Source organism: Coleofasciculus sp. FACHB-1120, from assembly GCF_014698845.1.
GTDB lineage: Bacteria > Cyanobacteriota > Cyanobacteriia > Cyanobacteriales > FACHB-T130 > FACHB-T130.
Genome location: NZ_JACJTV010000003.1, coordinates 232,040 through 256,937 on the forward strand (window position 1 = coordinate 232,040; position 24,898 = coordinate 256,937).

Here is a 24,898-nt window from a genome sequence, read left to right on the forward strand (position 1 = left end):
CATTGTCAATCGATGAAGCATTGTACCTTGTATCGGTTCACTTTTCCGGATAAAAGGAGTTGACAAATTATGGAATATGTTGCAGGATAGTAAATCGGTGATATAAATCGAGATTAAGCGGAACTGGCGGAATTGGCAGACGCGCTAGATTCAGGTTCTAGTGTTCGCAAGGACTTCCGGGTTCAAGTCCCGGGTTCCGCATTTTTAGGGGTTAGCTATACAGGGCTAAGGATTAGGACTGAGTAGAAGAAAGCGGCGATCAAGATAGGGTAGCAAGAAGCAACAAAGAATTTCGTCACTTATGTAACACTCAGAACTCAATCCTTTGCCGGATTGGGAAAAAGTTCTTTCTTTTGTTTTGATACTTTCTCAACCCTCAGTCCTGATACCTCAATCCTTCAGTCCTACTAGGTCAGTCCTAATTCTTGTTGATGTTGACGAGTCTCCAGAATCCTCTGGTCAAGCAAATTCGCAAGTTACACCGCTCGAAGGAACGGCGGGAGCAGCAAATATTTTTGTTGGAAGGAACGCATTTGCTGGAAGAAGCGTGTGCGGTTGATTATCCGTTAGAGACGGTATGCTGTACACCCCAATGGCAAGAACGTCACCAGCAACTGTGGGAAGAAGCTTGTAATCGGTGTCAGAGGGCGGAAGTGGTGAGCGAGGAAATTGTGAAAGCGATCGCTACCACGATTCAACCCGATGGTGTCATCGCGACAGCACCCCGGATGAGCCGCCAGGTGTCCCCATTGCCAGTTACGGGTTTGGGGCTAATTTTGGAAACCGTGCAAGATCCGGGCAACCTCGGCACGATGATTCGTACTGCCGCCGCTGCGGGTGCGGATTGGTTGTGTGTCAGTGAAGATAGTGTGGATCTGGACAATCCAAAGGTGCTGCGAGCCTCTGCTGGACAATGGTTTCGGCTACCGATGCGGATCAGTTCCGATTTGATCGCAGATATCTCTCAGTGTCGGGAACGAGGAATGCAAGTCGTGGCAACTGTGCCTAGTGCGACTTTAACCTACTGGGAGGTAGACTTACGCCGTCCCACGCTGATTTTGATGGGCAATGAAGGTGCTGGATTGTCTTCAGAGTTAGTTTCACTGGCACAGGTGCAAGTGACCATCCCCCTGAGTCCAGGAGTCGAGTCGCTAAACGTGGCTGTAGCAGCTGCTTTGATGTTGTACGAAGTAAAGCGTCAGAATGGCAGAAGTTAGGAAGTAGGCACTAATCAGTAGTTATGGGTCAACAATGGTTAGTGTTTTTTTCGCTTTTCCCAACCAATTACTTGCTATCCGTTCCCCGATGATTTAGTCTTTTTCTGCATATATTCCTCAATGTCAGCAGCGGCTTGTTCCAGCTCATCTGCTTCAGTCAATTCTTTTTGATGATTACCGCTGTCCGACTCTGACTGGGATCGAGCCGTCTGATTGTCCGGCAATTCCAATAAATCCTGCAATTGCTCAAGCGATTCGCTAAACGCTTTATCAGCGGCGCGACGATGGTCTTGGTCACTCTGATTCATTACGCTGGTTCCACAAACACTGCTTTTGATGGCAGGGCACCCTAGTAATTGACAGCGATCGCTCAATTCAAGCGATCGCTGGATTTCTTTTAGTTTCTAAGATATAACACGCGGCTGAAGGGATGACTCATTCGTAATTTTTTTAGAGAAAATTGTAAGGAGAATAACTTGCACTCTTTCACTCCACAACCGATTGGGGACTTGCGCTCACCGTTGGTCAAGCTGAAAATGAGGAGGGCATCGTCGTCTAGGGGAGAGTAACGTGACTCAAGGATTTGATTACGATTTAGTGATTATTGGAGCCGGTGTCGGCGGACATGGCGCTGCCCTACACGCCGTTTCCTGCGGTCTCAAAACCGCCATTGTGGAAGCAGCCGATATGGGCGGCACCTGCGTGAATCGGGGCTGCATTCCTTCTAAAGCTTTGTTGGCAGCATCCGGTCGAGTGCGAGAGTTACGCAATGCCCACCATCTGAAATCGCTGGGGATTCAAGTTGCAGGCGTTGAGTTTGACCGACAAGCGATCGCAGACCATGCTAATAACCTTGTCTCCAAGCTTCGCGGCGATTTGACAAACAGTTTGAAACGGCTGGACGTTGAGATTCTCCAAGGTCGGGGGAAAATCGCGGGACCGCAAAAAGTCACCATCAGCACGGGATCGGGTGAAAAAACCGTTACGGCAAAAGACATTATCATTGCCTCTGGATCAATTCCTTGGGTACCACCCGGAATTGAAATTGATGGCAAAACTGTTTTTACCAGCGACGACGGCGTGAGATTGGAGTCGCTACCTTCCTGGATTGCGATTATTGGCAGCGGTTACATTGGTCTAGAATTTTCAGATGTTTACACGGCATTAGGCGCTGAAGTCACCATGATTGAAGCTTTACCCCAGCTGATGCCAGGGTTTGACCGGGATATTGCCACAATTGCCGAAAGAGTCTTGATTAAGCCGCGCGACATTGAAACGAAAGTAGGCACTTTGGCGAAGAGCGTTAAACCCGGTTCTCCCGTGGTCATTGAGCTAGCCGACGCCAAAACTAAAGAAGTTGTGGATGTGCTGGAAGTAGACGCTTGCTTGGTCGCTACAGGTCGCATTCCGGATACGAAGGACTTAGGGCTGGACGCTATCGGCGTTGAGACAAACCGGGGCTTTATCCCTGTTGATGACCGGATGGCAGTCTTGTCTGGCGGCGAACCCGTGCCTCACCTGTGGGCGATTGGAGATGCTACGGGCAAGATGCAGCTGGCTCATGCGGCTTCTGCTCAAGGTGTTGTGGCGGTAGAGAATATCTGCGGGCGTCACCGTTTGATCGATTATCACAGCATCCCCGCTGCCGCCTTTACTCACCCAGAAATTAGCTTTGTCGGCAAGACAGAACTCGCGGCGAAAGAAATGGGGAAAGAGGAAGGATTTGAAGTTGCGGTGGCGAAGAGTTATTTCAAAGGAAACTCGAAAGCGATCGCAGAAGGGGAAGCCGATGGGATGGCAAAAGTAATTTACCGCAAAGATACAGGCGAAGTGCTGGGCGTCCACATCATCGGAATGCACGCAGCGGATTTGATTCACGAAGCCGCAAACGCGATCGCCCAACGCAATTCTGTCCAGACTCTGGCATACTTTGTCCACGCACACCCCACCCTCTCAGAAGTATTGGATGAAGCATACAAACGCGCTGTAGGTTCTCATTAAGGCTAAAAATCATTCGTCATTCGTCATTAGTCACTCGCAATCGACTAATGACGAATTAGCTTGGACGAATGACCCATTCCCTATCTCCGATTCCCTCTGAATAATTGTGCCAAACTAAGAAATATGCAAATTCGCCGTCGTCCCCCAAATCCATCGATTGCCATCAGCACTTTACGCTACCAGGTTGCCGTACCTGATGCCAAACCACTCCACATTCTGGAGGAAATTGTCTGGCAGAAAGAAACGGAAGTTGACAAGATGCGAGAACGCCTCCCCTTAGTGGAGTTGCGGCGTCAAGTGCAGAATGCGCCTGCGCCTCGCGATTTTATCGGAGCTTTGCGACAAGGGAAGACAAAACCTGCCTTAATTGCAGAAGTCAAAAAGGCTTCCCCCAGCAAAGGAGTGATTCGGGAAGATTTCGATCCAGTGGCGATCGCGACTGCTTACCAGCAAGGGGGAGCCACCTGTTTATCAGTCTTAACCGATCAAAAATTTTTCTCTGGGAGTTTTGAAAATTTGACGGCTGTTCGCGCTGCCGTAGACTTGCCGGTTTTATGTAAGGATTTTTTGATATATCCTTACCAAATTTATCTCGCCCGACGCCACGGAGCCGATGCCGTGCTGCTGATTGCAGGAATTCTCAGCGATCAAGACCTCCAATACTTTGTCAAAATTACCAATGCTTTGAGGATGACACCGCTGATTGAGGTGCATACTCTAGCCGAATTAGACCGGGTATTATCCCTAGAAGGCGTTACCCTAGTTGGTATAAATAATCGCAATCTGGAAGATTTTTCCGTAGACTTGCAAACAACCTGCCAGATTTTAGCGGCGCGAGGTAGCGAGTTGCGGGATCGGGCGATCGCTGTCGTTAGCGAATCAGGTCTGCACACCCCATCTGACCTTCACTTGGTTCTGCAAGCGGGTGCTGATGCGGTGCTGATTGGTGAGTCTTTGGTGAAACAGTCCGACCCTGCTGTTGGCATTGCCAAGCTGTTTTCTTAAAATTAGAACGCTTTTGCCGGATCGAGGATGAAAGAGGAATCCAGAATTTTTTCATTCCCCCTTCCGCCTTCATCCTTGCCCCATATCCCGACTTCTATAGGTAAATTAGGTTTCATGGAGCCAATTCCTCTTCCGTCTCGTATCCACTACGAACTACTCTTGCAAGTGTTAGAGCGCCAAACTGCATTTGCGGTTAGTCAAAAACCGGCAGTGCGAGAGCAAGTTCACCAGCTAATTAGCACTCTCCGTAAAGCAATGGCTCAACAGAAGCAACTGGAACAAACTTGCGAACGAACAAATTTGCCGGTTGATTACCGTTGGTCTCTGAATAATATTGCCTTCGAGCAACCATTCGATCAACCACCGTCCCCGGATATTGTCACCGGACACCGGGAACCCAAGGTATAAAAGATTTCGAGATTAGAACAGGGTGTAGGGGCACAAGAGTTTTTAAATACCTGAATTTTACGTTTAGATGCTGGCACTGATGCTTCGTCCTCAATGCAGAAAAATCGCCGGAAAGCCATAGAATTAGGGTCAATGCTTTCTACTTAACTTGGTGATAAAAGCTCCGAGAACAGATAACTGCTAATTCATCACTCGGAAATACGAGATGGCTGTTGGATTCTCCAAGACCGTTATTGACTTCTGGGAGGTTCGGAGTGACTGAACCAGATTCAGCCGATCGTTTTTGGTTAAACGCAGAGGAAGCTTCAGCAGACGCAGAGGCAAGGGATGCTCTTGCCTCTGCACAGCCTCAACCCAGCGAATTATCCCCGCAAGACCCACAAGGACAATCCTGGGAACAGGAGCCTCCAGAACCGCTGGAATTGGCGCGATCGCCTTCGCAAGAACAGCAGCAGTTAGCTCGCATTCATCAGTTAGAGCAGGCGTTGGAGGAATCCCAAGCTTGTGTCAGTGAGTTGAGGCTCCAACTGAGCGAGCAACATCTTTTAGAAACTCAGCTGGCATCGACAGAGGAAGCCGCGAATCTTCAACAGCGGGCGCTCGATCAATTCAAGCAACAGCTTTTCGAGCAGCAGCAAGCGCTAGAGAGTCATCAATCGCAAGCGGTTCTCAAAGACGAAACGGTTCAAGAATTGTTAGCGACAATTGAAACTTTAGCTGAGGCGCAGCAAGGGGAATTAGGGGGTTTGCGAAGGCAGCTGGCTCAGAGCCGCCAGACTATCCAAAACAGTCAAACGCTGCTGGAACAAGAGCTAGCGAACCGGCAAACCGCCTTAGAAGCCCAGCAACAACGAGTGCAGGAGCTAGAATTTCAAATTCTGGAAGCTCGAACTGTAGTCAGGCGTTTGGAGGTGCAGGCGCTAGAACAGGAGCAGCAAATGCAGGCGCTTTATCGTCGATGTAGCGATCGCGCTATAGTTATCAATCAGCTAGAAGATCAACTCCAAGAAGCCAACGAAACTCTGGAAGAACAGCAACAACTGTTGGCAAACCTCTTCGAGACTGAAGACTTGGTTGCGGAACAGGATGCAGCCATTAAAGCTCTTCACCGCCAGATTGAAGACCTGGAAAACCAGCTAGACAAGCAAGTAAAAATTCAGGCTCGATTGCAACAAGCTTGCCACGACTTGGCAGAGTCGCGCGATCGCTATCAAGCCCAGACAACTGAATTAGAAACTCACACTGCGACGCTGCAAGAGCAAATTCTCATGCAAGCCCAGCAAGCAAATGAGTACGAAGCCGCCATCCAGTACTGGAAAGACCGTTGCAATGCTAGCCTTCGCAGCGCTCAAAAACTAAAGGATTTCTTGCAACGAGTGCTAGCAGATAGCCCTGAGGATCTGGAAGAACTGCTAATGGCAATAGAACCCCCAACTGCGGCTGAGATTCCTCAGCCAATCAACCGAACTCCTTTTCCATCCCCTCAACCCAACAAACATTTACAGGTAGACCTTCCGGCTTTTTTAAGAAAAAATCCACCGGAGAAATTAGAGTAAAGATTTGGCTTTTTGTCAATCTTTCAGTATTCATTAACTCCTTACTTGTCAGTACTAGCTCGTAAATAGACCGTAAACCGATTACCCACTACCGACTACCGATTACTCAATTACTCCGAAAAGCTAAAAAGCTGATTGCTAATTGGTGAATGGATTGGAAAAGATATGCGATTCTGGAGTATGCGCTCTTCAAGTTTAAGGACAGATCGATGGACGATAAGTTAATGTTGATGATTCCCGGCCCGACACCCGTGCCGGAACAGGTATTACTCGCCTTAGCCAAGCATCCATTTGGGCACCGCAGCAGTGAATTTAGCAAACTGATGGCTGAGGTGACGCAAAACCTGAAATGGTTGCACCAAACCGAGAATGACGTGCTGATGTTGACTGCCAGTGGCACGGGGGCGATGGAAGCTGGCATCATTAACTTCCTGAGTCCAGGTGATCGCGTTTTGGTTGGTTGTAATGGCAAATTTGGCGATCGCTGGGCGGAACTTAGCCAAGCTTTTGGTTTGAATGTTGATACGGTAAAAGCTGAGTGGGGTCAAGCTCTCGACCCAGAACAATTCCGGGAAAAACTCGAAGCCGATACCGATAAACAAATCAAAGCGGTCATTGTCACCCATAGCGAGACCTCTACCGGCGTTCTCAACGATCTGGAAACGATCATTCGTCACGTTAAAGCTCACGGTGAAGCTTTAACGATCGTTGATGCTGTTACCAGCTTGGGAGCTGTTCATCTGCCGATTGATGAATGGGGTATTGATGTGGTGGGATCTGGTTCCCAAAAAGGTTACATGATTCCCCCAGGACTCGCGTTTGTCTCTGTCAGCCCGAAAGCTTGGGAAGCTTACAAAACGGCTAAGTTGCCCCGCTACTACTTGGATTTAGGCAAGTACCGCAAAGATGCCGCCAAAAACACGACTCCTTTTACCCCGCCGGTGAACTTATTTGTGGGGCTGCACGTTGCCCTGAAAATGATGAAAGCTGAGGGTTTGGAGTCGATTTTTGCCCGTCACCAGCGGCTGATGACTGCGACCCGCGAGGCGATGAATGCGCTTTCGTTGCCGCTGTTTGCGCCTGAAGGTGCAGGTAGTCCAGCGATTACCGCTGTGGCACCGACTGGGGTGGATTCCGAGCAAATCCGTAGCGTGATGAAAAAGCGGTTCGACATCGTTCTGGCTGGCGGACAAGACCATCTCAAAGGCAAAATCTTCCGGATTGGGCACTTGGGCTTTGTGAGCGATCGCGATATCCTCGCTGCCGTTGCCGCTCTGGAAGCGACACTGCGAGAAGTCGGATACGAAGGCTTTACTCCCGGAGCCGGTGTTGCCGCTGCCGCTAGGGTATTTAGCACCCACTAGAGCTGTCTCTTGGGGTTTGGATAGTTGCAGGCATTTTATATTGCAGTCTTATTTGAGTAGTGAGATGCCAGCGGTTTAGATCCCGGACTTCTGAGAAGTCCGGGATTTTGCCTTTAGTCCGATCTGATTTGTCAGTCAGCACATCGCGATCGCGCTCTCTCTAACTCAAGCGCTCCCATTCTGATTATTATTGGAGTCGGTGCCAATTCAGGGGCTGGGGATTCGGTATCATTAGTAAAGATTGTTACCTTTTAACTTGGCGATCTCTCCATGCAAAAAACCAAGTTGATCAGTCAACTTCTTATTGGCGGGCTGCTGTCCTTTGTCTTGGCGACTCTGGGCAATCAAGCTGTACAGGCACGGCGTACAGTCTCTCTACCAGAGACTAAATGCGTGAGTACTGGCCCTGGTCGTTGGCGTCCTTATAAGTCAGATGTTGCTGTGGGTAGAGCCGTCTACACCAGCCGTCTCAGTCTGGCTCCAGGCAACGCTTTTGTGTCGATGACCTGTAGAATCATGCCGGAGGGTTATAACACTTACTTCCAAACTCTGAATTTGGAATATGGAATGCGGGATAACGACAGCGGTAGTCCTCCCACCACGGTCAATATTTATTTAGATGGACAGCGTAAGCATTCTCGCACGATTGTTCCTGGGCAGAAAGATTCCCTGTCATTTGATGTGACTAATGTCAATAATGTGGCGATAGAAACGATCTGTTCTAACAGGTCGCAATATTGCGGTCGCGTTTATTTTTTCCAAGCGGCGCTGGTGCCTTTCCCTCCACCTCCTGATGAGAGCAAGTAAGGAAATGTGCCCGATTTGAGCGCAAAGCGATCGCCTCTTGTCGAGAGCGATCACTTTGCACTTATATGAGTGTCGTCACGAGGAAGGCTCAGTTGTTGGACTCTCAGTCGGGCTAGGGCTTTCGCTGGGACTGGGACTCTCAATTGGACTAGGACTTTCAGTGGGGCTGGGACTCTCGGTGGGGCTTTCGCTGGGACTGGGAGAAGGTGTTTGTTGGTTCTGTTTTTGCTCGGCTTGTGCAGCTAATTGGCGTAACTGATCTTGCCAAAATTTAATCTGCGGAAGTCCAGGGTCTTTTGCAGCAGCAATGACGTCTTGCCACCGACCTTGCTCGAAAGCTCTTTGGGCATCCTTATATATCCCTTCTGCAACTGACCAATTCAGGGGCCACTCTTGCAGCGCTTCCCTCGCTTGTCCGAAAGCAGGACTGTTAGCAGGAATGGATCTAACGAGAGCGATCGCGCCGCCGAAATCTCCCGCTTGAAATTTTTCCGTTGCTTGTGCAATAATCTCCCGTCCCCGATCGACGGCAGGTTTCGGCGTTTCTGGAGAAGGTTTAGGAGTGGTTGTGGGAGAAGGCTTGGGAGTTGCTGAGGCAGATGAGCCACAATCGATAAACTTGCTAAAGACCCATCCCTTTACGGGCGAACTAATCGGCACCCACCCATTTTTTTCAGTCCCGGTAACAGATAAACTTGTCCCTTGTTTGACGCTGCCTACTACCCTAGCGTTAGGGCTAGAACGTACATTTAAGGGACCCTCTGAAACTCTGCAAGTTTCTTGTGGTTTGTCTACCACTTCATTCGGATTGCTCTTAGACCCTCCATCACTCTTTTGTTGAAATTGTGGATAAATAGCGAAGAATGCCCCGACGCCAAAAACCAAACCAGTCACAATGACCCCCATCGCTAGGGGAAATTTATTAGACGAGGGAGCAACAACAGGAGGACTGTACTCGTGACTGATTGGTTTTGGAGTAGGTTGTGATGTGGGTTGTGGAGGAACGACTGCAAAGGTTTTCTGTTCAGACGGTGGAGTTGGCGGCGGTGGGGGAGTGGGTGTGTACTCGATGGGTGGATATCCAACCCCCACTCCTGGCTGTCCACCCCCATAGAGTAGCTGTTGCAAGTTTTGTAGTGCTTCCGTTGCTGACTGATAGCGGTCTTTGAAGTGGTAGCGGGTCATTTTTGTTAAAACACCTGCTAACCCTGGACTGACCGCCACCAGATGCTGCCAGAGAGTCTCGCCCGTCTGGGGATCTTCGTGCAATTGCAGTGGCATTAGCCCCGTCAGCGCCTGGATGCCAATCATGCCCAAAGCATAAATATCGCTATTAGGGCGGGGTCTGCCTTGCGCTTGTTCAGTTGGCATATAGCCGGGAGTGCCAATGGCAACGGTGGCACTGGCTTGTGCTTGATTGATGAGGGTTTGAGTCCGCAGTAGCTTGACTGCGCCAAAGTCAACTAAAACTAACTTGTTATCTGAGTTGCGTCGGATTAAGTTGTCTGGTTTGATGTCGCGGTGGATGACGCCGTTGTAGTGGACAAATTCCAAAACGCTCAAAACTTGTTGTAGCATTTGGATGACTTGACCTTCTTGCCAACGATAAGTGGGTGAGAGTTCGGCGCTGAGGGGATGCCCATCGATGAACTCTTGTACCAAGTAAAATTCTTGGTTTTCTTCAAAGTTGGCTAATAATCTAGGGATTTGGTCGTGATTTCCTAGTTGTTCTAGGGTTTCGGCTTCGCTGGTGAATAACCGTCTAGCCGTTTCCAAAAAATTAACATCGCTACTAGCAGGCTTGAGGTGCTTGACAACACAAGTTGGGGCACCAGGACGGCGGGTGTCTTTGGCGATGTAAGTTTTTCCGAATCCACCGGCACCTAAGGCTTGGACAACTTGGTAACGCTGGTCTAATAAACGCCCGATCATGGTGCGACCTGCTGAAAAAAGAATGTACGCTCAATATTAATACCACTCGGATAAACTCAACGAATCCGCAGAGTTTGTCAAAGATTTCACTAATTTTTGCGGCTTGGGGTGTGAAGCGTTCGGGAAGCGTGCCTGTAAACACCGATGATTCACTGCTGATTTCCACCCAGAGAAGTAGCTGAATTTTGCGGAGGGATTGCGATCATTGTGAATATTGAGCATCAAGCGGAGCTTTTATCAGGCTTCAGATAGAATTTTAGGGTACTATTTTCATTTGCTAAAAAATATTCATTGGAAGTGGTCGAAATATCGGCGATGGCGACAAAAGGCACAGCAGGAGTTAGGCGTGCAGCGAGAGGGGCTGTTGGAAGAATCCACGATGGATTTGAACTACATCGTGTTGATTATTGGTTCCTGCGCGATCGCAACTTTGGGATTGTTGACTAACAGTGCGGCTGTCATTATTGGTGCGATGATTGTTGCCCCGTTGATGTTCCCCATTCGAGGATTAGCCTTTGCCGCTTTAGAAGGCGACGTGATTCTGTTTCGCAAAGGCTTGGTTGCGGTCGTTGTGGGGACGTGTCTGGCGATTGTTTTAGCGATGCTTCTGGGTTCTTTTGTTGGACTCCCAGAATTTGGCAGCGAAGTGCTGTCTCGCTCTAAACCGACTCTACTCGATTTGGGAATTGCTGTAGCCGCTGGGGGCATTAGTGGCTTTGCGAAAGTGCAGCCCAAAATTTCTGGGACTTTGGCGGGGACAGCGATCGCTGTGGCACTGATGCCTCCGATTTGTGTCATCGGTTTGGGGCTTGCCCAAGCGAATTGGTCGCTGAGTCTGGGTGCAGCGCTGCTGTACATGACGAACTTGCTGGGGATTACTCTTGCCTGTATGCTGACTTTTTTATTGTCAGGCTATACCCCCCTAGCGAAAGCAAGGAAAGCCCTAAGTTGGACGCTTGCCTTGACGGCGATACTTTTGATTCCTTTAGGGATCAGTTTTGTAGAATTACTCCGGCAAGCCCGACTGGAAGCGAGTTTGAAGCAGGCGCTACTGAAGAATACGATTACTTTTCAGCGAGTAGAACTGGTTAAAACTGAGTCCAACTGGTTAACGAACCCCCCTGAAGTTTATCTCACTGTTCGCGCTCAGCAAGTTTTAACCCCTAAACAAGTGCGGTTGTTGGAAGAGTTTGTTGCCAAAAAGATGGGTCAACCTTTTACCTTGATTTTTCAAGTTAGTCAAGTTGAAACGGTACAACGAGAAGAGCCAGCCTCGTCACCCTCTTCACCTCAACCTTAAGTTTTTTCTATCACATTTTTTTCAATTTTTTAAGATAAAAATGATGCCAAAGTTCACAAATATTACCAGTTGGGAACAAGCTGAATTGCTTATGCAACCAGCTTTTATCCGAATCATCGACCAGATTCGCAAACAGCTAGACGAATCAAGCTGGAGGGGAACTTACCAAGATGTGTTAATTTGGCCTGAGGGGACGCCGGAGGAAACTAAAACCACTTTTACGTTATTAAGAGAACAGATGGCAGCGGCTTCTCCAGAAGAAGCTTCGGAGATAGAACAAGCTTTGATGGCAATGCCCAATCCCTATCCTGGTTATCTCCTTTGTTTGAAGCATCAAGACCAGCAAGTTACTGTTGATTTATGGGAACTTTGTTATCAAGTCTGTTTTCGCAATTACGATCGAGCGATCGCTCACCCCGAAAATCAGCAAGTCGAGATTGATACTAGCTTAATTGAAGAGGACACTGGCGATGTAGACTGGAACCTCTTAGACGCTAAAGCACGACATCTGGTGGAGAAGGTATTTGCGGACTTACCAGCTAGTTAAAAAGTCCGCAAGTTAAAAGGTGAGGAAAGGATGAGATCGCGCATCAGTGAATCTATTGTAACGACGTTGCAATTTGCAACTGGAGATATTAAAATTACGCAATATTACTGACCTCAAACCATTTTTGGAGTGTTAACTTAGGCTCACGTAGATACAATGCCGTATCTTCAGCCAGAATTCACGAGCCGCAGTAACCATGAATAAAATGAAGTTGATCCGTAAAATTGCCGTAGTTAGTGCGATATATCTGGCTGGTGCTGGAATAGCTGAAGAAGTAGCACACGCACAGAAGCCTGCCTTTTTACTGTCAAATACATGTGTTAAAACGAGTGGCAGGTGGGGGACATCTCGTGAAGAAATTTCTGTAGGTAAAGAACTTTTTACCTCTGTTATGTATATAACATCTGGTTATTATGGTGGGGATGGTCAGCCCTCCTCAATGACCTGTAGAATTAGACCCGCTGGCTCCGCATCTAAATTTAAAACACTACGGTTAGCATTTGGGATTGACGACAGTGCCAGGAAAGGTCAAGTCACAGTTTCTGTTCATTTAGATGGGAATCAAGTTGCGTCTCGAACCATTTCTTCTGGAGAGAAAGAATTGCTATTAATTGACGTTTCTAAAGCAAGTAGCCTTGCCTTAGAAACAAGTTGTTCTAGCAAATGTCCAGTTTTTGTTCATGTCTTCCAGGCACTTCTTGAGCCTATTTCTTCACGCCCAGGTCAGAGAAGATAACCATGACACTTAACCGACGCAAGTTTACTCGCATTGCACTTATAGGCGGGGCTTCTTTTGCAGCTAGTTCTGGTATTTTTTTCCCAAAACCATCTGAAGCAGTTATCTGGGGCTTGGCGCTGAGGGGATTAACAGCTCCTGGAGTTTTTGGCAGTCTGGTACGTTTTGCCGCTGGCAGAGTAATTCGAGGTGCATTATCCGGCGCATTTGGTCCTTCTCAAGAAGAACTTTTACAGATCCAACTAGCTGACAAAGATTTTATAGAGCGCCGATTTACTCAAAATAGAACTCAGTTCGCACAAGCTGAATCAACTATTTTCTGGGGTCAGCAAAGGCAAGATAAGTGGGGACCAAATGTCGGGTTCGGCTTTGTTCAGGAATATCAGGATGAGATTAGCACCGCTAAAATTTCTGGCCCTACGATGACAGGAATTCACGTCGCTTCTCAATTTCTGGCGAAACAAGGACTTTCACCTAGTGAGGTAGCAGGATCGCTTATGCCAGTGCGATCGCAGTTTGATGATTGGGGAACGTGGGAAGGAGACAACGATCCATCTATCGGTGCAAGTTATGGTGTGGGTTTCACAAACTACCTCACACTTTTAGGCGAAGTTACTTCTCGCTATGACCTCATCCAACCCGGTCGTGGTGGGCGTGGTGAAGTTCAGCTTATAGTTGAAGCTGGCGGTCAACCCCGCCGAGATATTATCGTTCAAGTTAAGTTTTCATAACCTCCAACATGAAAATATCAATCAAAATTACCACATCTTTACTTTTACTGTTCAGCGTCTCTTTACAAGCTGAAGCGAAAAATCTACACAGTCGCGATCTGTTCACAGCCGATCTTGGTAGTGTACAGATGAATGAAGAGCAACTCCTAGCTAGGAAGGTTCCATCAATACGGATACAACCAAACAGGCTAAGAGCCGCTTTATCCACATTTAGAACCAGAAGAGTAAAAATTGGCTCTACAAACTTCACTTTGGGTCCAAACGATATGCGACACATCCTTCGGGAACATCACCCTAGGTTCTGGAACCTAGGAAACCCGAATAAAAAAAAGAAGGTACAAACCTTCTTTAGAGAAAATATGACAGTTGATTCTATTTCTAATGCAGTCATATCAGTAGCGAATCAAAATCGCCAAAAGCTTAGCAGAATCGGCTTTGGAACTGCTCAAGTTAATGGAGTTGTGAACGGCGTAACTTATGTACTAGGAGTAAAACAAGGACGATTACACCAGTTTTATCCTATAAAATAGAAAAAATATGTTTGATATTAAGTTATGCATGAACATCCCAGATAGAAAAATTCTTTGCCAGGATGAAGCTAACACAAATTATTAATCTTTTTTCGTAGAGGTTAGCGATGTTGAAAGTGTAAAAAAAATAACACTAAAAGTCATTCCTCCATCATCAAATCCAGGCATAGCGCTCGCTCTCCCAGAAATTACACTACATTTGGGGAAGCGAGCACATTCTCTTTACAAAGCACGATCCTTCTTCAAGCTTCATCTGGTTCAATCGGCAATAGTATCAATGTCTCGATACGTTGTTAGCTTCATATGGAATAGCGGATTGAAGCTGATTAGTCTTATTTGATAAGATTTTCAAGTCAGAGAAACTAGCAGAAATGCTAGATAAAAATTGAAACTATTAGCAACAATCACCATGCCTACATCTGCAATTGACGGCAATTTTGACGACAAGAGTGCAGCAGCTATCCAAGCGGCGCGGGAGGGGGTTGCTGTATGCGATCGCTCTCATTGGGGACGGATTCAAGTTTCCGAAGGCGATCGCATCCGATTTTTGCACAACCAGAGTACAAACGATTTCCAGCGACTCAAGCCAGGACAAGGCTGCGATACGGTTTTTGTCACATCCACAGCGCGAACGATTGACTTAACCACCGCCTATGTGATGGAAGATGCAGTCCTGCTGTTGGTTTCACCCAATCGGCGCGAGAAGCTGATGAAATGGCTAGACCAATACATTTTTTTCGCTGACAAGGTGCAATTAACCGATATAACTGATAATACTGCCACCTTCAGCTTGATTGGGTCAGGGAGTGATGCCCTATTAGAACAGTTGGGTGCGGGTGTCATGATTGGTCAACCTGATGGTTCTCATCAGCAATTGACAGTGGGGGATACCGAGGTGCGGGTAGCTGTGGGCAGCGGTTTGGCAACGCCGGGATACACTCTGATCCTCTCCGCTGCTGATAAGGAAACGTTGTGGAATACTTTAGCGCAAGCTGGGGCAGTGCCGATGAGCGATCGCGTTTGGGAACATCTGCGAATTGAACAAGGACGCCCCGCACCTGACCTTGAGCTAACTGAGGATTACAATCCTCTAGAAGCAGGCTTGTGGCAAACCATCTCCTTTGAAAAAGGCTGCTATATCGGACAGGAGACAATTGCCCGTTTAAACACTTATAAAGGAGTCAAACAACACCTTTGGGGTGTCCGACTCAACGCACCCGCCGACCCAGGAAGTGTAATTACGATTGGAGAAGAAAAAGTCGGCAAACTCACCAGCTACACCAAAACCGACCAAGGTTCCTTTGGACTCGGCTACATCCGCACCAAAGCCGGTGGTGAAGGGCTGAAAGTACAAGTAGGGGAAAGCCAGGGTGAACTCGTTGCGGTGCCATTCGTGACACACGACTACGTTTAGGGACAATACTGCTACGAACGCTGGTGAAATTTGCGATAAAGCATAGCTGCAACAGGTTTTCCACCCCGTAAATGTCGTTCTATCACTGTTGGCACTTCATCAGGATGGACGTGGTTGTACCAAACCTCTTCTGGCATCACCACTACCATCGGGCCATTGCCACATTGTCCTAAACATTGGCTACCTGTTACAGTGACGCCGGGAACTTCAGACGCCTGGAAAGCTGCCAAAACCTTAGCTGCACCTTGCTTGCGGCAGCTGCGGTTTTGGCAAATTAAAATACTTTTAGAGCAAGACAAGGTAAGGATTAGAAAAATTTCCGCTCCTTGGGAAAGAAGCCGAAGCCTACAATTCTAGGGTAGCTCAGGCAGATTCCCACGCAGGGCAAGGCAATTGCACAAGACGACGATGCTAGATTAATGGCATTCTTGAGAGAGTATGCGATCACCTTGTAATTTGCTAAGCAGACAATTTTTCAAAAATTAACTTTTCTAGCTAAGTGCCAGAGAGTAGCCTTAGTGATGTAAACAGGATCTATCTGCTGCTCCCACTCATATACTTTCTTTATCTGGTAGCTTGGTTCTTGATCGAGAATAGCGTTCAAAGCTTTTTTAGAATTAACAAATACATCAGTGAAATTATCAGCAATATAATTTATAGGTATCTTGCTTTCAATCTCTTCATTGGGCGTTATGAGAGGTTGGCTAAATACTGACTGGAGTCGAACTTTTGGAGCGAGCAGATAAGTCAGAGAAAGAGGAGGGAAGTTGTACCAGATGAAGAGTGGCTGAGTAGCTTGATTAACAATCTGAGCAATTTCGTTGTAGTGACAACCGTTATATTTGTTCCACCATTCTTGTGCTTGAGAACTGACTGCACAAGATAAAACTCCTCCCGTAATGATTACGACTGTAGTAATTTGCCATAGCCGCCGTTGCCATATTTCAGCAGAAAGCGAGGATATTTTGACAGCAAGAAGGTAGGCAATTGCTATTTCTATAGCTAAGTAACACGGGATGAGATATCGAGCAACGCCGGAGCGCCTTCCTCCAGAAATTAAATCTGGTAGTGTCAATGCGATCGCTGTAACTCCAACCATCGTCAAGATAAACAACCAAACGCGCTTTTCAGTCTGACGGCAAAGAAAGTAAATTGCATAACTTACTAAAATTAACGACAGAAAGATTGCAATATATAACCCAAAATTTCTATACTTAAAACTATAATTAAAATCAATAAAGATACGACTAAGATTTAAAATCCACGTTTTTACTAAAGATTGTATCGGAAAACTCGATCGAGTCCACTCTGTTGCTTCATCAACTGTTGATAAATTAGCAAGAGCAATCAGAAGCCAAGGTACAAAAAGTAAGATAGCAGCTAAAGATGCCAGCAGATAGGAGACAAATGTTTTACTTGCTCGAAACTTTTCTAGCGAAAATACATAAACTCCATGACTAATTGCAGTCAATAGGAAAAATAAATGAGAATAAAGACCTAAAATTAAGGTTGCTGCGTAAATACTCCAGGCAGATTTTGTTTTTACTCGCATTGCTCTCAAAAGCGATGCACTAGATATTAAAACCGCTACTGTCCACAAGCTATACTGACGCGCTTCTTGAGCATATAAGATATGAAATGGTGAAATAGCTATCAGTCCAGTTGCCATCCACCCCACCAAAGGCAACTCAAATAATTCTACACATAACCAATAAATACAAGGAAACGCAAGTAGACTAATTAAAGCAGGTAGACTCCTCATCACTGCCACTGAGTTCCCCCACATCTGTGCCCAAAATCGAGCTAGCAAAAAATAGAGTGGTGGATGCTCAGCAGTTGCTGCTAATGAAGTAATCATATCAGTTAAATCTTTTTCACCATTAGGGCGCTGATATTTCTGCAAATCTTTAGCAGAGATTTCACCAGTATGAGAAGCTTCCTGCTTAACTTCTTCTATTTTATAACCCGAAATCCGACGTGAAGTGCTACTCTCATCACCCCAATAAACTTTCTTGTCAAGATTAGAAAATCGAAAGAAAAAACCTATGATTAACAAGATTGCGATAAAAAATCGTAACTCTTTTGAGTAAAAACCGTTGCTCCCTTCCTGTTTTCTTATCATGAGGTTAGTCCTTTCATTTCAGTCCTTAAATATTTAACCTAGCTAAAAATAAGGTCTCTTTACTGGAGAAGATAAACCTCGGCAACTTGAGTTTCTAAAACCGTACTATGAGCTCGTGTTAAATCTGGATTTCTATAAACATTAAAAACAGGAAAAAGGTTATCAGTACGTTGTACCATGTAGGATTTTGGATAAATTAGGTAGTTACCTGCTTGACAAAAAGTTTTAACAATATTGAAATTCTTTTTAGTAATGTATTGATCAATATATTTATAAGGCTGGTACATGGACATCCAACCGACAGGTTTCGGATCAAATGTACAGATTGTTGAGTTTGCAGGTAATTGACTTAAAATTTGAGTAATATCAGAAGTAGATACCAGTCTATTTTGGCTATATTTGCTGGTTAAATACTGATAGTCATGGCTTGTATTAATCAAGATTGACAACACAATACCTGTAATTAAAAAAGCCCCCAACGACTTATCCGTTTTCCTAGATAAATCTAAGTAAGCTAGGCTCAAAATAGTCAAAATTATTGGGGAAATTAAAACTAAAAGCTTGTAATGAATGTAATAAACTCCTTGATAATTTGAAGCAGCATATAAATAAATAGACCAAGTAAATGCTAAAAAAGCAAAAATAGTTTTGTTTCCTTTGAATTTGGCTATTCCTACCGTTAAAACCACTGCTAAGAAAATAATAGAAATTAAAATATAAAACCAACCTTCTCCGGTAAAGTAGGCTTGTTGTCCTAGTTCAACATAATTAAAGACCAGCCTACCCATCTTACTCAAAACATTAGAAGGAGCTTCTTGATTAGAGCTGGTTAAAGTAGCAATAATTTGTTTGGTATTTAACCAACCGCGACTAAGCTCTCCTTTCCAATAAGGAAACAAAGCTACAAATGCTGCTAAAACGGACAAGATAGGTAGTAAAAACCTAATAGGAGTTCTGCGGTTTTTTGAGATGAATAAAATAGAGCTGGCAATAAAAACTACTGGCATTACAAAAAGAGTTGTGGAATGTAAGCTAATTAATATTGCTAAAACAATTCCATAAAGTATCCAGGAGAAGCATTGAGGAACCAGAGAAAATCTAGTTTCCAACTGGTATTTATAGAGTAGAGTAAAACAAAGCAGAAAAAATATAATAGGACTGGGGTTCCACTGAAAAGTACTTATAAAAATTTCTCCAAAAATTAGACTGTACCATAAACCCGCTAAGCCTGCCAGAAGAAGGCGTTTTGAAAACTCAACATTTTCTAATAGTTCATAAACTAAATATATTAAAAGCGGAATAGATAAAAAAGAGAATAAAGCATTAGGTATAGCTGTAAAAACTGGATCTGAGCCAAATATAGTAAAAGGAAAAACTAGATAATAATAAAGAGGCGGTAGATGATATCCTCCGACCGAGGCAGAAGGACCTAATATAGGCCAATTTCCTTGCCACATCTTCATGTAGATTTCAGCATCTCTGGCCTGATCGTAATAAAAAAAAGTGGTATATCTGAGAACACTGAATAGGCGTATCAAAAAGCCAAGAAGTAAGGATAATGCGATTAAAGTATATGCAGTAATGTTGGCTGGATTCTTCTTAAGATTGAACACTAGTTTAACCCTATTCCTTAAAAAATTTATTTTTTCTTTTTGTCGCTAAAATTAATTTAATCTGCCATTTTGCTAATAACTTCCAGATTGAAAATTTTCCGAATAGATAGGTACATCATCAACAATAAAAAAGCAACTGAAGTCGCTACTAGATACCAAGGAATACCGATAAATACAAGAGAGTTAGGCCAGAGATTTACAGTATGACTACCGTATGCTTCTATGCCAGAATTTAAATACCATAAATTTTGGTTTTGAATTCCTGGAGAATGGGTAGCAATTTTAAAAGAAGTGAGAAGATTTCTCGCTGCACTCTTCAACATATCCAATGACTGGCTATTTGAGAACTTCCAGACATAGGCTACTTCATCTTTTCGAGCAAATTCTAGTCTCCAGTACCAATGTGAAATAATTGATGACAATGAGATAATGAAACCAAAACCAGCTAGAAAAATTGCTGAGAGCCTTAAGGAGGTTCTTTGTAAAACATATTCCATATTAGTTGCAAAGGGCAAAAAGAGAATGGGTATGATAGTCACTAGATAACGGGGACCCCATCCCCCACCACCATACCAACTCCTCAACCTTGCATGGAGTAGAAACCAAGCTATTGTAAGTACCAATATATACAAAGCTTCTTTTTTATGCTCCTTAAAAAATTTTCTAAATAGAACAACAGATAGGATTAATAAAGGAGCATATATAAATAGGCTTTTTCCAGGACTCAGCAAAAGACCTGTTAATCCTATAAAAATATTTCCATCCAACGCATTGTTAGCCAAATACTTGGCATCTGTTTGAACCGGAGAAAGGTGGAAAAATCCAGTTCTTAGATGGTTATACCAAGATTGCCATACTAAAAAAGGGAAGATTATCAGTAATGCAGTAGCGACATTCTTTACTCGGCTTATTAAAGATGGTCTGCTAATAAGCACTAGATAACCAAGTGAAGCTACTATAGCTAAAATCATTGAGATCCTGGTAATCAAAGAAAACCCCAAACAAATAAAAGCCAATATTAAATATTGATTTTTTTTGTTGTTTCTAAAATTTAATAACAACAGAAAAGATGTAGTCAATAATGTAGAACAGAGAACTCCATCAAAGGATTCCCTAGTATAAGTCCAAAAATAAGTGCTAATAGCTAGAGACAAGGTTGCTAGAAAGCTGGGTAAGATAGCTTGACCAAACTGAAACCGCAAGATACCGAAAAAAGCAGTGATTGTAAGCGCCGAATAAAATCCAGGTTGAAACGAACGTATAAATTCTTTCGTTATAGATATAGCTTTCACCGTAGTGAAAGGAGATAAAATTCTTTCTAAAATTACATTAAAAAAGGCAGTGGGTAGAAAAAATATTGTATTTCCAATTTCTTGGGAAGCATAGGTCCTCCCATTGGGCGCTATTGAAAAAATTCCCTCTTGTGGAGTATCAAAACCTAGTTCTCCTGTAGTAACAATATGCTCTGCAAGTTTGTAGTGAAAGGAGCCTTCTGCATAATCAAATCCGCAATTAGTAAGAGCAAAAAATGCCCAGAAAAAACAAAATATGCTTAAACAAATTTTAAAGCTTGAGTTTTTAATCATTTTGGCTCTTTTTATATTGAGGCAAGTTATTTTAAATTTTATCGGTAATAGTTTAACTTTTAACTGCTTGGCATTGTTCTCTTTTTGTACATAACGTAGCAATTGATTTGTTGAATTCCCAGATGAGGATAAAACTCCAATGTCTTAATGCATAACTTTTTTAATTATTTTTTAAAATTTTTTCTATTTTCCAAATCGATCTAGTAGGCATATTAAAGCCAGGTTTTAGTTCCACACGAGGATCGTAAACAAGCTTCATTGTATAGTTTGGCTGCTTATTAAGATTACTTCTAAATGTTTTATTAGGTTGAATGATAAATACATCACTAAAATTATCAGGAATTTGTGGGATGTCTTTTTGTTGAAACAGAAACTGAATTTGTACTTTTGGTTCTAGTAAACGGGCGATAGGCATTATATAGTTACCGTTTGTGCCAAATTTATCGGAAAATCGATAGAACAAAAGAGGTCGCTCAGCTTTGTTAATAATATGGCTAATCGAGTAAGTGTCGTAGTTATGAATTTTATTCCACCAAGCTACTGATTGAGAGCTGACTGCACAGGATAAAACCCCGCCCGAAAGTAGTAAAACTAAAGCAAACTGCCATACCTTCTGTTGCCAGATACTTGCAGCGATAGAGTTAATTTGAACGGCGAAACAATAAGCAACAGTTAGCTGAATTCCCAAGAGGCAAGGAATGAAATAGCGAGTCATAGCCGATCGTTGCCCTCCTGAAACTAAATCTGGTAGAGCGATCGCTAACGCTGTAACTCCAATAAGAGTCAAGATAAATAGCCAAGCCCGCTGAGAAGTTTTCTTACAGAGGAAATCAAGTGAATATCCCACCAAAATTACAAATGCGAGACTCAAATATAGTAGTGGTTCGCGCAGATTGAGAGGATACCGACAATATGAAGTCTCCAAACCAAAACACCAGCCTCGATCTAAATCGAAAAAAATCCGGCTGAGACTAATAAGCCAACTTTTAATTAAAGATGACAGGCTCGGATGCGAATAAGCCCATGAGGTCGCTTCCTGCAAGTTAGACCGATCCAGATAGGTAAGAATAACTAAAACCCACGGGATGAAAGCTAGAGCTCCCAACGCCGATGATATTAAATAGGCAATAAACGTTTTACTTAAGCGGAACCTTTCAATTACCGCTACATAGATGGCATGGGAAATTGCAACCAAGGCATGAAATAAATGAGAATATAAGCCTAACGATACAGTTGCTGCATAAATTCCCCAACTAAGTTTGGTCTTGACGCGCATTGCTCGCAACAGTGCCGCACTTGATAGCAAGATAGTCACTATCCATAGACTATACTGCCGCGCTTCCTGAGCGTAAAGAACATGGAAGGGTGAGATCGCTACCAATGCGATCGCTATCAATCCTACTAACGATGCGTCAAATAATTCTTTGGATAACCAATAAATGCAGGGAAAGGCTAGCAAGCTAATCAAAGCCGACAAACTTCTGATCGCTGCTACATCACTACCAAACCACTGCACCCAAAATCGAGCCATCAGGTAGTAGAGTGGTGTATGCTCAGGTCTTCCTGCTAAAACCTTAATTGTATCACCCAAGTTTTTTTCAGGATTGGGTCGCTGATACTTTAGCAAATCATCAACACTAACTATTTTTCCATTGCGAAAATCTCCATTGCGGAATTCTTGGATAAGCTCTAACTCGGTATAACCAGAAATTCTTAAGGAAGTGGAAGTCTCGTCAATCCAGTAAACTTTGCGATCGAGATTGACGAATCGGAAGAACACGCCTAATACTAACAAGCTGACAATTAAAAACTGCAAAGCAGTTAGAGTAAGCTTACTATCCTTTCTCAATTTGATTTCCATAATTTTTAGCATCTTATCGCTATAAATGATTTTCAGCTCGTTAGGTGAGAGAGGAAGATAAAATTTTTTAAGCCTATATCTGGACTGAGGAACTTATACAAGAGCGATAAAGCTAAATAGCTCAATGTGTGTTTTGGGTGTGAAAGTTGCCAAAATTAAACTGAAAGGATTTGCTGAAAAGCGATACTCTTTTAAAGATGGCACTAAGAAGCGAACTAAGTTATCGGTAACGAGTAGGAATTTTTTTTGAATATAACTTCACGGAACCTACATTGAGCAGCTTTTTTTTATAATGGTCTCACTTGTTTAGTTCGGGATTCTGAGAGCAGGATTGCTGCCAAGCGGGCTTATTTTCAACATTTTGAGGTTGACCGGGTGGCACGGTTCTCTCGGTCATAAAGTCAATTTCAAAGTTATCTAGTTGTTTTGAACCTTGGTGCCGAGCGTTCCAGTCGCGGCAGAGGTATTGCCCATAGTAGGGATAAAGCTTTTTGCCGATGGCGCGATTGAGATTTATGAAATAGGTGCGCCATTGCATATTTCGATAGAGGGTGTTTCGCATCTTTCGACTCGGCTTCTCCCAACTCACAGGATCGCCATTTCTCAGAACATCGACTTCAGTTCCATCTTGAAGCTTGCCTGGGATTACGTGCCAACCATCATCTCTGGGGGGAGCAGGGGCAAAAATGCTCCAAGATTGGTCTACCCTCAAAATGCGGCTAATCCAGTCAATCGAATTTAATGCTTTTCGATTAAATTTTTCCGGGGAAAAACTTCTGAAGTTCCAGATAGTGACATAAGCTAGCAAGAGTAACGTCACTATATTCATCGGTCGTGAAGAACGCACCTCAAGGGGACGGAACTTGAAGGGTTTGGTGAAGTTACCAGCAGCCCTACGGTTAGATGCAATTGTCTCGTAAAATTTCGTTCCTACAGACATTACGGGTCCCCATTTGAGAAGGGGAACCAGTGGTTTAAATATTGGGGATAAACTACAGACGTAGGCGATCGCTTCCCACTTAAAATGCCTGTTTCCTTGCCAATCCACGACTACCCAAGAATTTTTCGCTTGCATATCTGCAAAAATCGAGGGATCGTCCTGAGCTAAAAGCAGTGGCGTCTGTGCAGGCAATATCAAGAAAGTGCGAATCAGGTGGACAACCTTCTTGCAGAAGCCGCAGTCGGCATCGTAGTAAATCTGGAGTCCGGCTCTTTCTGGAGTATACAGCCGCTTAGATACCGAGTCCCACACTTCAGTTGGGATGAAAGCTAGCCAGCTGGCTGTACTGAGAAAAGGGAAAATCCCCAGCACAAACGACAAGCCAAACCCGATATGTAAGAGGATAAACGAGATGATTGCACAGCAGCGGAAAAAGCTGGTACGGAAGGGAACGAAGAGGAACAGGGGACCGATTGCTTCCAACGATAGGGCGCTAAAGGTGAGCAGGACTAAAAGTGCAGAAGGTAAACTAAGTAGGAATTGACCAAAGGGTGTAGCGTATTGGTCGAAACTCAAAGCGTAGTAAACCGCACTGCCATTAGGCCACCAAAGCGGACTCTTCGCTTTAAAAGCCGCCGAAAAGATGTAGATAAAGCATTGCTGTAGCGTCAGTGCTAGGGTGGCACCGGAGAGGATACGCTTGGGTAATTTTTGGGTGGATGTATTCAGGGCACTATCCATAGAGTAATAAGCACCCAAGGGCAAAAACATTGACCAGAAAAGCAGGGCGCGAAGTACATCATCCGCCGCAAAAATCAAAGCTGGGTTCCGGTTGTGGAGAGATACCATCAGTGCCCAAGTTGCGATCGCTGCCAACCGAGTTCGATATCCCACCAACAGCGCTAAAGCCACGAATCCAGCCAACAAAAACAGAATAACTTGAAACCAGGTTTGACCGCCCAGCGCATGAACTGACCAATACCAAGGTTTTAAGATAGTAGCTAGTAGCGATCGCGGCATCACCCCAGCATCGGTATAATGTGCTGTCAGATCCCCCGCCCGAATGATTAAATCGGCAAGCACAACCAGCGCCAAGCCAATCCGAAACAGGGCTAGCGATCGCAGGTCTAACCCAAACAGTTGCTCAAGCTTGGAAGTAAAGATGGCTTTAGATTTTTGCTGAGTAGAAGCCATAAAACGTTAGACCTTAGGGGAAAATTTTTTCATG

21 protein-coding genes and 1 tRNA gene are annotated in these 24,898 nt (G+C 44.5%); 14 read left to right on the forward strand and 8 right to left on the reverse strand.

The window, feature by feature from the left end:
- The first annotated feature begins 117 nt into the window (after positions 1-117).
- Positions 118-201, forward strand: a tRNA-Leu gene (locus H6H02_RS04815).
- 230 nt (positions 202-431) lie between these two features.
- The gene (locus H6H02_RS04820; protein WP_190815457.1) at positions 432-1,217 is read left to right on the forward strand and encodes an RNA methyltransferase; all 786 of its coding nucleotides are present in this window, start codon (positions 432-434) and stop codon (positions 1,215-1,217) included.
- A 74-nt stretch (positions 1,218-1,291) separates the two neighbouring features.
- Here H6H02_RS04820 and H6H02_RS04825 read toward each other — a convergent pair whose 3' ends face one another.
- Positions 1,292-1,525, reverse strand: coding sequence for a hypothetical protein (locus tag H6H02_RS04825; RefSeq protein WP_190525746.1), 234 nt, complete (start codon positions 1,523-1,525; stop codon positions 1,292-1,294).
- A 262-nt stretch (positions 1,526-1,787) separates the two neighbouring features.
- Between H6H02_RS04825 and lpdA the strand changes: the two genes are divergently transcribed.
- The 6 genes from lpdA (at position 1,788) to H6H02_RS04855 (ending at position 8,358) form a co-directional block, all read left to right on the forward strand.
- Positions 1,788-3,218, forward strand: coding sequence for a dihydrolipoyl dehydrogenase (gene lpdA / locus H6H02_RS04830; protein ID WP_190815182.1), 1,431 nt, complete (start codon positions 1,788-1,790; stop codon positions 3,216-3,218).
- Between the two features lie 123 nt (positions 3,219-3,341).
- Positions 3,342-4,223 carry an indole-3-glycerol phosphate synthase TrpC gene (trpC, locus tag H6H02_RS04835; protein WP_190815185.1) on the forward strand — a complete coding sequence of 294 codons (882 nt, stop codon included), beginning with the start codon at positions 3,342-3,344 and terminating at the stop codon, positions 4,221-4,223.
- A 114-nt stretch (positions 4,224-4,337) separates the two neighbouring features.
- Positions 4,338-4,631, forward strand: a complete 294-nt coding sequence (locus H6H02_RS04840; RefSeq protein ID WP_190815187.1) for a DUF5340 domain-containing protein — start codon at positions 4,338-4,340, stop codon at positions 4,629-4,631.
- A 254-nt stretch (positions 4,632-4,885) separates the two neighbouring features.
- Entirely contained in the window at positions 4,886-6,187 is a 1,302-nt protein-coding gene (locus tag H6H02_RS04845) for a hypothetical protein (protein ID WP_190815189.1), read from the forward strand.
- A 209-nt stretch (positions 6,188-6,396) separates the two neighbouring features.
- Positions 6,397-7,551, forward strand: coding sequence for an alanine--glyoxylate aminotransferase family protein (locus H6H02_RS04850; RefSeq protein ID WP_190815191.1), 1,155 nt, complete (start codon positions 6,397-6,399; stop codon positions 7,549-7,551).
- 270 nt (positions 7,552-7,821) lie between these two features.
- On the forward strand, positions 7,822-8,358 hold the full coding sequence (locus H6H02_RS04855; protein ID WP_190815193.1) for a hypothetical protein: 537 nt from the start codon (positions 7,822-7,824) through the stop codon (positions 8,356-8,358).
- Positions 8,359-8,433: 75 nt separating this feature from the next.
- Here the strand turns inward: H6H02_RS04855 and H6H02_RS04860 are convergent, their stop codons facing one another.
- A complete protein-coding gene (locus tag H6H02_RS04860; RefSeq protein ID WP_190815195.1) occupies positions 8,434-10,290 on the reverse strand; it encodes a serine/threonine protein kinase in 1,857 nt (618 codons plus the stop codon).
- 274 nt (positions 10,291-10,564) lie between these two features.
- On the opposite strand from H6H02_RS04860, the gene H6H02_RS04865 reads away from it, so the two are divergent.
- The 6 genes from H6H02_RS04865 (at position 10,565) to H6H02_RS04890 (ending at position 15,548) form a co-directional block, all read left to right on the forward strand.
- Positions 10,565-11,590 carry a DUF389 domain-containing protein gene (locus tag H6H02_RS04865; RefSeq protein ID WP_242040562.1) on the forward strand — a complete coding sequence of 342 codons (1,026 nt, stop codon included), beginning with the start codon at positions 10,565-10,567 and terminating at the stop codon, positions 11,588-11,590.
- A 40-nt stretch (positions 11,591-11,630) separates the two neighbouring features.
- Complete coding sequence (locus tag H6H02_RS04870; protein WP_190815197.1) at positions 11,631-12,137, forward strand: hypothetical protein; 507 nt, start codon at positions 11,631-11,633, stop codon at positions 12,135-12,137.
- Between the two features lie 196 nt (positions 12,138-12,333).
- Positions 12,334-12,873, forward strand: a complete 540-nt coding sequence (locus tag H6H02_RS04875; RefSeq protein ID WP_190815199.1) for an NPCBM/NEW2 domain-containing protein — start codon at positions 12,334-12,336, stop codon at positions 12,871-12,873.
- A gap of 2 nt (positions 12,874-12,875) precedes the next feature.
- Entirely contained in the window at positions 12,876-13,604 is a 729-nt protein-coding gene (locus H6H02_RS04880; RefSeq protein ID WP_190815201.1) for a Tat pathway signal protein, read from the forward strand.
- An 8-nt stretch (positions 13,605-13,612) separates the two neighbouring features.
- Entirely contained in the window at positions 13,613-14,134 is a 522-nt protein-coding gene (locus H6H02_RS04885) for a hypothetical protein (RefSeq protein WP_190815203.1), read from the forward strand.
- A gap of 409 nt (positions 14,135-14,543) precedes the next feature.
- The gene (locus tag H6H02_RS04890; protein ID WP_190815205.1) at positions 14,544-15,548 is read left to right on the forward strand and encodes a folate-binding protein YgfZ; all 1,005 of its coding nucleotides are present in this window, start codon (positions 14,544-14,546) and stop codon (positions 15,546-15,548) included.
- 11 nt (positions 15,549-15,559) lie between these two features.
- Here the strand turns inward: H6H02_RS04890 and H6H02_RS04895 are convergent, their stop codons facing one another.
- The 6 genes from H6H02_RS04895 to H6H02_RS04920 form a co-directional block, all read right to left on the reverse strand.
- Positions 15,560-15,847: a (2Fe-2S) ferredoxin domain-containing protein gene (locus tag H6H02_RS04895; RefSeq protein ID WP_190815207.1), complete on the reverse strand. Its 288-nt coding sequence runs from the start codon at positions 15,845-15,847 to the stop codon at positions 15,560-15,562.
- A gap of 176 nt (positions 15,848-16,023) precedes the next feature.
- Entirely contained in the window at positions 16,024-17,670 is a 1,647-nt protein-coding gene (locus H6H02_RS04900) for a glycosyltransferase family 39 protein (RefSeq protein WP_190815209.1), read from the reverse strand.
- Between the two features lie 59 nt (positions 17,671-17,729).
- The gene (locus H6H02_RS04905) at positions 17,730-19,283 is read right to left on the reverse strand and encodes a hypothetical protein (RefSeq protein WP_190815211.1); all 1,554 of its coding nucleotides are present in this window, start codon (positions 19,281-19,283) and stop codon (positions 17,730-17,732) included.
- 56 nt (positions 19,284-19,339) lie between these two features.
- A complete protein-coding gene (locus H6H02_RS04910) occupies positions 19,340-20,971 on the reverse strand; it encodes a glycosyltransferase family 39 protein (RefSeq protein WP_199328988.1) in 1,632 nt (543 codons plus the stop codon).
- Positions 20,972-21,029: 58 nt separating this feature from the next.
- On the reverse strand, positions 21,030-22,460 hold the full coding sequence (locus tag H6H02_RS04915; RefSeq protein ID WP_242040563.1) for a glycosyltransferase family 39 protein: 1,431 nt from the start codon (positions 22,458-22,460) through the stop codon (positions 21,030-21,032).
- A gap of 568 nt (positions 22,461-23,028) precedes the next feature.
- Positions 23,029-24,864: a DCC1-like thiol-disulfide oxidoreductase family protein gene (locus H6H02_RS04920; RefSeq protein ID WP_190815215.1), complete on the reverse strand. Its 1,836-nt coding sequence runs from the start codon at positions 24,862-24,864 to the stop codon at positions 23,029-23,031.
- Between the last annotated feature and the right edge of the window lie 34 nt (positions 24,865-24,898).